The organism is Methylobacterium sp. Leaf466, from assembly GCF_001425565.1.
GTDB lineage: Bacteria > Pseudomonadota > Alphaproteobacteria > Rhizobiales > Beijerinckiaceae > Methylobacterium.
Map to the genome: position 1 here is coordinate 56,851 of NZ_LMRC01000010.1, position 6,000 is coordinate 62,850.

A 6,000-nucleotide genomic window follows, 5' to 3' on the forward strand; every position below is an offset into this window, starting at 1 on the left:
GGCATGGCATGCCGCGCCAAGATCGATACTTTGGGCTTGGTGGGCCCACGGGGCCTGCCGTCGAGAACCTGAGCCGATGTGCAACCTCTACAGCTTGATCACCTCGCAAGCGGAAATCCGCGAAGCATTTGGCGTGGTGCAGGATCGGACCGGCAACCCGCCGGCGCTGCCAGCCATCTTCCCGGACCAGCGCGCACCGATCGTCCGGCTCGACGGTGGCGAGCGGGTGATGGAGATGTTCCGATGGGGCATCCCGGGCCCCAAACAGTTCGGCGAACACCCGGTCACCAACGTGCGCAACGTGAAGAGCCCGCATTGGCGTCCCTGGCTCAAGCCGGAGTATCGCTGCCTCGTGCCGGTTTCCTCGTTCTCGGAATACGCCGATACCAAGCCCAGGAAGACGCCGACGTGGTTCGCCCTCGACGAGGACCGGCCGCCGTTCGCCTTTGCCGGCATCTGGCGGCCCTGGACGGGCGTTCGCGGCACCAAGGCGGAGAACCCCGACCGCGAAGAGGCCGAACACCGGCTGTTCTCCTTTCTCACCTGCGAGACGAACGGGATCGTCGGCCCTGTCCATCCCAAAGCTATGCCGGTGCTGCTGACGACGCCTGAGGAATGGCGCACCTGGCTGGAGGGACCGACCGAGGTCGCGCTAGAGCTTCAGCGGCCGCTGCCGGACGAAGCCATGAAGATCGTGGCCACTGGACCGCGAAGGGATCCGGCGTGAGTTGCGCTGACCGTGCCAATGGCTTCATCTTCATCAACCGGCGCAGGGCTTGGCTGAGGACGATGGAAGGCGGAGTGTGATGTCCACCAAGCACCTGAAAGCGAAGGGCTACCTGAAGTGAGTGAAGGCCCGACGTTCGAAGCCGACGTCCCATACAAAGCCGAACGGCTGGCAGAGATTGCCCGCATGGCGCACCTGCTCACTGAGCGGTTGCTCGATAATCAGATCATGGCGCGGCCGGTTTCACGGGATGGCATCCTGGCCTTGCTGAAGGCCTCCTTGCTTCTCAAGGATTATGGACAGGCGATCCCGCCGCTGCTGAACCAGATCGTGCAGGACCTGGGTGATGAGGAAGCTTCCGGCTCCGCTGTGGAGCGAGACGATCCTGACCCGGACGGCGCTGAACAACTGGCTTGGGCGCTGCGTCCTTTTCAAGGCCTGAAAGGACAATAGATCTAAGTCTGCGTCATTTAATATTGACTTATATCCACTAGATTTAGCGACGATCCATATCATCATTACAAATCGAAAATCAAATATCGTTCGATAATGGTATTTAATTTATCTATCATATCTCACCAGTCAGTGTCTGCAATTTTTTACCATGTTGATGAGGGCAGCCCAATGCTCTAACAATGGCCGATTACAGTCGCTAAAGGACTTGCTTGGATGGATGTCATTGTTGTCACGCTTCTCGTGATCGTAGGTATTCCAGGCGAAGCGCCGAAGCAAGTCGAGACAGTATTTGAAGGAAGTTCTGGTATTCAAGGATGCGCGAGAAGGGCGATGGACATCCTTAGTTTGGCCGATACACAAACCCCGACGGGTGGATCAACCGAAGTACGGTGCAAAGTCGATCGGAAGCCCAATCCCACGAACTGAGCGATCCAGAAAAATAGATGTAGTTCTGCGCAAGGCTGGAGAGGCCGGGCGAACCGTCTACCCACCAGAGCCCTGCCCGGCACCCGCCGCGGCGGGGCTGGCGTGCGCCTGCAGAAGCGGCAAGATGAAGGCAGCGAAACCTAGGAGCGTCGCCTATGGCCATTCCGGATCCAAAAATCGAGCACTCGCCACTTGGCGGCGCGATCACCCGCGACGGCCACACGGTGACGGTTCACATCTACCGGTTCGCCGGGACCAAGGATGAATGGACGCTGGAGGTCGTGGGCATCGATCGCAGCCACATCGTGTGGGACGAGACGTTCGAGAGCGATCTGAACGCCTACGAGGCGTTCGAGCGCGTGGTTGTCGAGGACGGCATCAAGTCATTCACCGAGGACGCTCCCGCAGGCCATTGACCGCCCTCGAAGCAGCAGGCGTCATCTTCATCGAGCAGAATGGTGAGGGGCCAGGGGTGCGGCTCCCACGCCCGTGACAATCGCTGAAGCCCCACCCCACGAGCGTGATGGGGGCGCACATGTGGAAGAATCGCTAATGACCCAGGACAAAAGCGGCAGTCAGGATCGTGCTGAAACCCGCGCTGCCAAAGCGGCCGAGAAAGCCGAGACCGCAGGGCAGGTTTGGGAAGAGGTAAGGGTGCGAGAGACGGCCCGTGACGATCAGATCGTTCGCTTGAAGGCTGAGCGGTTGGCACGAGATGCCGACGACGCTGCCGCAAAGGATGCAGCTAAGCAGGCCAAGCTAGCCAAATCGAAGCCGAAAGCGTCAACCTGATCGAGCGAAACGGTGAAGAGCCGTTCGGAGAGAAGTCAGCGATGGCGTCTTAGTGCTCATCAAGCACCTGAAGGCGTAAGGCTATCGGACGTAAGTGAAAGCCCGATGCTCGACGTCGGCACGCCGTACAAGATCGAACGGCCATAGAGATGACCCTTATGGCGACCAACACATGAGATCCGCATGAAGCTGCCGCACCGCCTCTCAAGTCTCTTATCTCGCCCCAAGTCATACCCGCTGCAAACGCCACTCCCTGGCTTTGACGGAGTGTATTATAGGTATTGGTATCGCGATACGCAGATTTACCCCGAAGGTCCTCTAGCACATTACCTAGCAATAGGTTGGTTAGAGGGGCGAGATCCAAGTGCTGGCTTCAGCACAACCGGATATCTTGCTGCAAATCCCGATGTGAAGCAGAATGGACTTAATCCGCTAATCCATTTTCTTGAGCATGGGTTAGCAGAGGGTAGACTTGGCTGGCAGAAAGATCCTAGCGCACCTGCACCAAGTCCAACACATATTAATGGCCCTCAGAAGCTGTTGGCACCTCCTACGAATACTATGAAGGATTGACCAATTGTCACAACAGTTCCGCTACAACGCGCAGCTGTTCCATCAAGGACCAAGGATCATGAAAGCTTCTGTTTTTTAGGGTCAAGCATTTCAAGATCTTTTAAAGACCGGCCAATAGCATCATAAAATGATTTTAGTACCTCAAGAGATAGACTTACGTGTTGTTTTTCAAATCCATTTGAATGAAAAGTTAAATGTGCATTTTGTTTGTCCGACAGAATTGCAACATCTACCATAATTGCGTCGAACTGATTTCTAGTTGCTTTCCGAACCTCGCCGGGAAGTCCGTGTTGAGAGATTAGTTTGTGTCGACCCGCCAAGCTGGCGTTCAGTATGTGCCACATTTCATCAAGCTGCTTGGGGCTTGCCGTAAAGTTTATTTGGGAACCGTTTTGGTCAGTCAGCTTAACGCCGACGACGTCTCTATTATAAAAACCGGGACGCAATACTTCTGAGACCGCAAGTAAGAATGGGTTTTCGGCAGAGCCAGCGTTCCCGGTCTTTTTTGGCGCTCTCGGCATCTAACAGCCCATCCTCTGCGAATCAGTACCAAAGATACGAACACTTGAGCGCCTGATACCTAAAGGGCGGCCCTCCTTTATCAAAGCCGCGAGACGGACCCCGCCCGCGAGGTGCCGTCCCTTCCCCCGCAGAACCCATCGCCTTGAGCTCGGGTGGGCCGGCGGCTGTTCGACCGCCTGACGCGGCGCTGACCCTACGGATTCCCGTAGGTCCACCCCTATTCCTAGCCGGCCGTCCGCCGCGCACCCCTCCCGCATTGTGAGACCCACCATGGTCTGCATCGCTCTCGCGACGCTGGCGCCCATCGAGGCTAGACCGCTCTTGGTGCCTTCTGCCGCGGCTGCGGCCCCGCCGGGCACACCGTTCACCGTCTGGCTGATGTGAACGGACTGCGTGCGCTGGTCGTTGCTGGTGTTATCGAAGCTGTTGGTCACGCCGGCCGCCGTCAGCCTCGCTGCTATCGCGGGCGGGCTGAACGAAATGTCCGTGTCCCGTCCGCCTCGTCTTCGAGCGCTTAGCATCGCGAGAAGCTTCGAGAGGGCCGCTCAGTTAATCGTTGGCAGTGAGCATCTCGGAGAGCCGTCGGATCAGCGGCGGCGCCAGGAGCACGATCGGCAGCATGGTGAGCCAAGCGAGGACCCACGATCGGATCCAGTGATTCAGAAACGATCCTTCGACGAGGAAAGGATAGCTCGCGATCGCCGCGGCGATGGCGCACGTCAAACCGGACTGAAGGACGCCGTAGACGAAATGGCTATGCCGCCGGGAGATCTTTGGCATGGTCGGTATGCGAACCTTCGTCGTTCTCGCCTTGGCGCAGGCGGCATGCTCCTCTCCCTGCTCTGTTCATGCCAACGTTTAGCAGATCCGGCTGACATACGGGCGCGTCAGCCTCGCGCTGGTCGCCACCCCGCGGCCTTCGCCTCATCTTCGGTGCAGAACATCCGCTCGCCGGCCCGGTCGTTGACGCGGGTGCGGGCATAATCGCGCGATCCAGGCAGGTGATAGATCCGCTGGCCGCCGGCCGAAATGTTGCCCTTGATTGTGCAGCCGCTCTTGCCAGTCGGCGGCGTAACGGTCTCTGGCCGTGTGTCCTCGCCGCCAGCGCGTTGGGCACGGCGCCACTCGTATGGGCCTTGGAACGTGCCGGCCCAGATGCCGTGACAAAGCGCCTTCGCCGTCAGCTCGGCATTCACATAGTCCTCAGCGTAGCGTCGGTAGGCGACTGCGTGGCCCTCACGAGCCATCCAAGCATTCAGATCCTCGCTGCCGATCCTGCACACGGCCACGATCCGGCCATAGCGGTCGGCATCCCGCGGATCGCAGGTGATAATCCGCTTGCCGATCCGGTCGGCCAGCGCCAGGGCCGCGGCTTGGCCACACCGATAGTCCTTTCCAGCCACGTCCTTGCAGCGTTGGCCGCTCTCGGGCGCATCGATGCCGTGGAGCCTGATGCGGGTGCCGCGGACCTCCAGCGTGTCGCCGTCGATCACCGAGGCCTAGTCGAGGATCGGCTCGGCTAGGGCGGGCGTGGCGAGGAGTAGGACGAGGAGGCAGGGCCATGGATGCATGCGAGCCTCCTACCACAGCATCACTCGAACATTCAGTCTCAGAAGCAATTGGCGTGCGCTGGTTCTCTTTGTCATCGTGTGTAGACAGCACCTGCCGACACCGTGCTCGGCGCTGAACGCTGCTGAGGGTTGGACATGGTGACGGAGCAGGACCTCGCCGAGTGGCGCACTGCCGGTCTGAAGGCAGGGGACCTGTATGGCGATGAATTGGCTAACGCCTTAACCGGTCGGAGCGTAGAAGATGCCGACGTACAGAACCTCTTCGAGGCGCTCGGTGTGAGTCTGCAGGAAGAAGCGCAACACCTACGCGAACGAGAGGTGCCCGAGGACCTGATCGAAGAGTACACCAAGGCGGCGGTCGAGCGAGTGATGCTGCGCATGCATGCGATCCGTGTAGCCGCAGAGAACAAAGCGGATCTCTGATCGGCCAGGGCACCGCTGCTCCCGTCTGGCGCGCCGAGTTGTTGGACGACCCACTCCCCAGAGAAGCGGCCACCGCTGTTCAGCAAGATCGAGCACACCTTCGGCTCGCTGCAGGCAGTGACGGCCTGGCTGGACGGCGCTCCGATCATGTACGCCCCTAACGGCGCGGAGCACCTCGACGTGCATGCCTTCCTCGTGAAAGTCGAGCACCTTTGAGCGGGCGCTTGAAGGCCGAAATGGCCGTGCTGACTCTCATTCACGTTTGCAGGTCGTCGATACCGCTAACGCCTTTCGGCGGTAACCGGCTTCGATCAACACGGAGTGCATCGAGCTCTGCAAGGGCCGGGTGCTGCCTGTTACCCATGCGATGAGAGACGTACTAGATCATAGGAATCGGGCCTAAAGTGTGTTTCGGCGTGCAACTTTGACCCCGTGAGGTGGGGGATCGGCGTCCAATTCTGACCCCCTAACCTCGTTCTCGCAGACTGCTCTCCGGTACGGCCGGAAGGG

General features: G+C 59.3%; 8 protein-coding genes. 5 read left to right on the plus strand and 3 right to left on the minus strand.

Features of this window, described 5'->3' with window-relative positions; genetic code table 11:
* Positions 1–76: 76 nt before the first annotated feature.
* The 4 genes from ASG59_RS06120 (at position 77) to ASG59_RS20325 (ending at position 2,401) form a co-directional block, all read left to right on the plus strand.
* Complete coding sequence (locus ASG59_RS06120; protein ID WP_056407527.1) at positions 77–727, plus strand: SOS response-associated peptidase; 651 nt, start codon at positions 77–79, stop codon at positions 725–727.
* A 186-nt stretch (positions 728–913) separates the two neighbouring features.
* Positions 914–1,180, plus strand: coding sequence for a hypothetical protein (locus tag ASG59_RS20320; RefSeq protein WP_156399132.1), 267 nt, complete (start codon positions 914–916; stop codon positions 1,178–1,180).
* Positions 1,181–1,764: 584 nt separating this feature from the next.
* Positions 1,765–2,025 (plus strand): hypothetical protein, encoded by a 261-nt coding sequence (locus tag ASG59_RS06130; protein WP_056407531.1) that lies wholly within the window; start codon positions 1,765–1,767, stop codon positions 2,023–2,025.
* 136 nt (positions 2,026–2,161) lie between these two features.
* Positions 2,162–2,401, plus strand: a complete 240-nt coding sequence (locus ASG59_RS20325) for a hypothetical protein (RefSeq protein ID WP_156399133.1) — start codon at positions 2,162–2,164, stop codon at positions 2,399–2,401.
* Positions 2,402–3,030: 629 nt separating this feature from the next.
* Here the strand turns inward: ASG59_RS20325 and ASG59_RS20330 are convergent.
* From ASG59_RS20330 to ASG59_RS06140, 3 genes are all read right to left on the minus strand, one after another.
* The gene (locus ASG59_RS20330; RefSeq protein ID WP_156399134.1) at positions 3,031–3,495 is read right to left on the minus strand and encodes a hypothetical protein; all 465 of its coding nucleotides are present in this window, start codon (positions 3,493–3,495) and stop codon (positions 3,031–3,033) included.
* Between the two features lie 550 nt (positions 3,496–4,045).
* Positions 4,046–4,276 carry a DUF2798 domain-containing protein gene (locus ASG59_RS06135; protein ID WP_056407534.1) on the minus strand — a complete coding sequence of 77 codons (231 nt, stop codon included), beginning with the start codon at positions 4,274–4,276 and terminating at the stop codon, positions 4,046–4,048.
* Between the two features lie 107 nt (positions 4,277–4,383).
* Positions 4,384–4,989: a thermonuclease family protein gene (locus tag ASG59_RS06140; RefSeq protein ID WP_244475646.1), complete on the minus strand. Its 606-nt coding sequence runs from the start codon at positions 4,987–4,989 to the stop codon at positions 4,384–4,386.
* Positions 4,990–5,202: 213 nt separating this feature from the next.
* Between ASG59_RS06140 and ASG59_RS06145 the strand changes: the two genes are divergently transcribed.
* A complete protein-coding gene (locus ASG59_RS06145) occupies positions 5,203–5,490 on the plus strand; it encodes a hypothetical protein (RefSeq protein WP_156399135.1) in 288 nt (95 codons plus the stop codon).
* Positions 5,491–6,000: the final 510 nt, after the last annotated feature.

Excerpts from the sequence above, each read along its gene's own strand:
- ASG59_RS06120 (WP_056407527.1), top strand. The coding sequence starts at position 77 with ATGTGCAACCTCTACAGCTTGATCACCTCGCAAGCGGAAATCCGCGAA.
- ASG59_RS20320 (WP_156399132.1), top strand. The coding sequence starts at position 914 with ATGGCGCACCTGCTCACTGAGCGGTTGCTCGATAATCAGATCATGGCG.
- ASG59_RS06130 (WP_056407531.1), top strand. The coding sequence starts at position 1,765 with ATGGCCATTCCGGATCCAAAAATCGAGCACTCGCCACTTGGCGGCGCG.
- ASG59_RS20325 (WP_156399133.1), top strand. The coding sequence starts at position 2,162 with ATGACCCAGGACAAAAGCGGCAGTCAGGATCGTGCTGAAACCCGCGCT.
- ASG59_RS20330 (WP_156399134.1), bottom strand. The coding sequence starts at position 3,495 with ATGCCGAGAGCGCCAAAAAAGACCGGGAACGCTGGCTCTGCCGAAAAC.
- ASG59_RS06135 (WP_056407534.1), bottom strand. The coding sequence starts at position 4,276 with ATGCCAAAGATCTCCCGGCGGCATAGCCATTTCGTCTACGGCGTCCTT.
- ASG59_RS06145 (WP_156399135.1), top strand. The coding sequence starts at position 5,203 with ATGGTGACGGAGCAGGACCTCGCCGAGTGGCGCACTGCCGGTCTGAAG.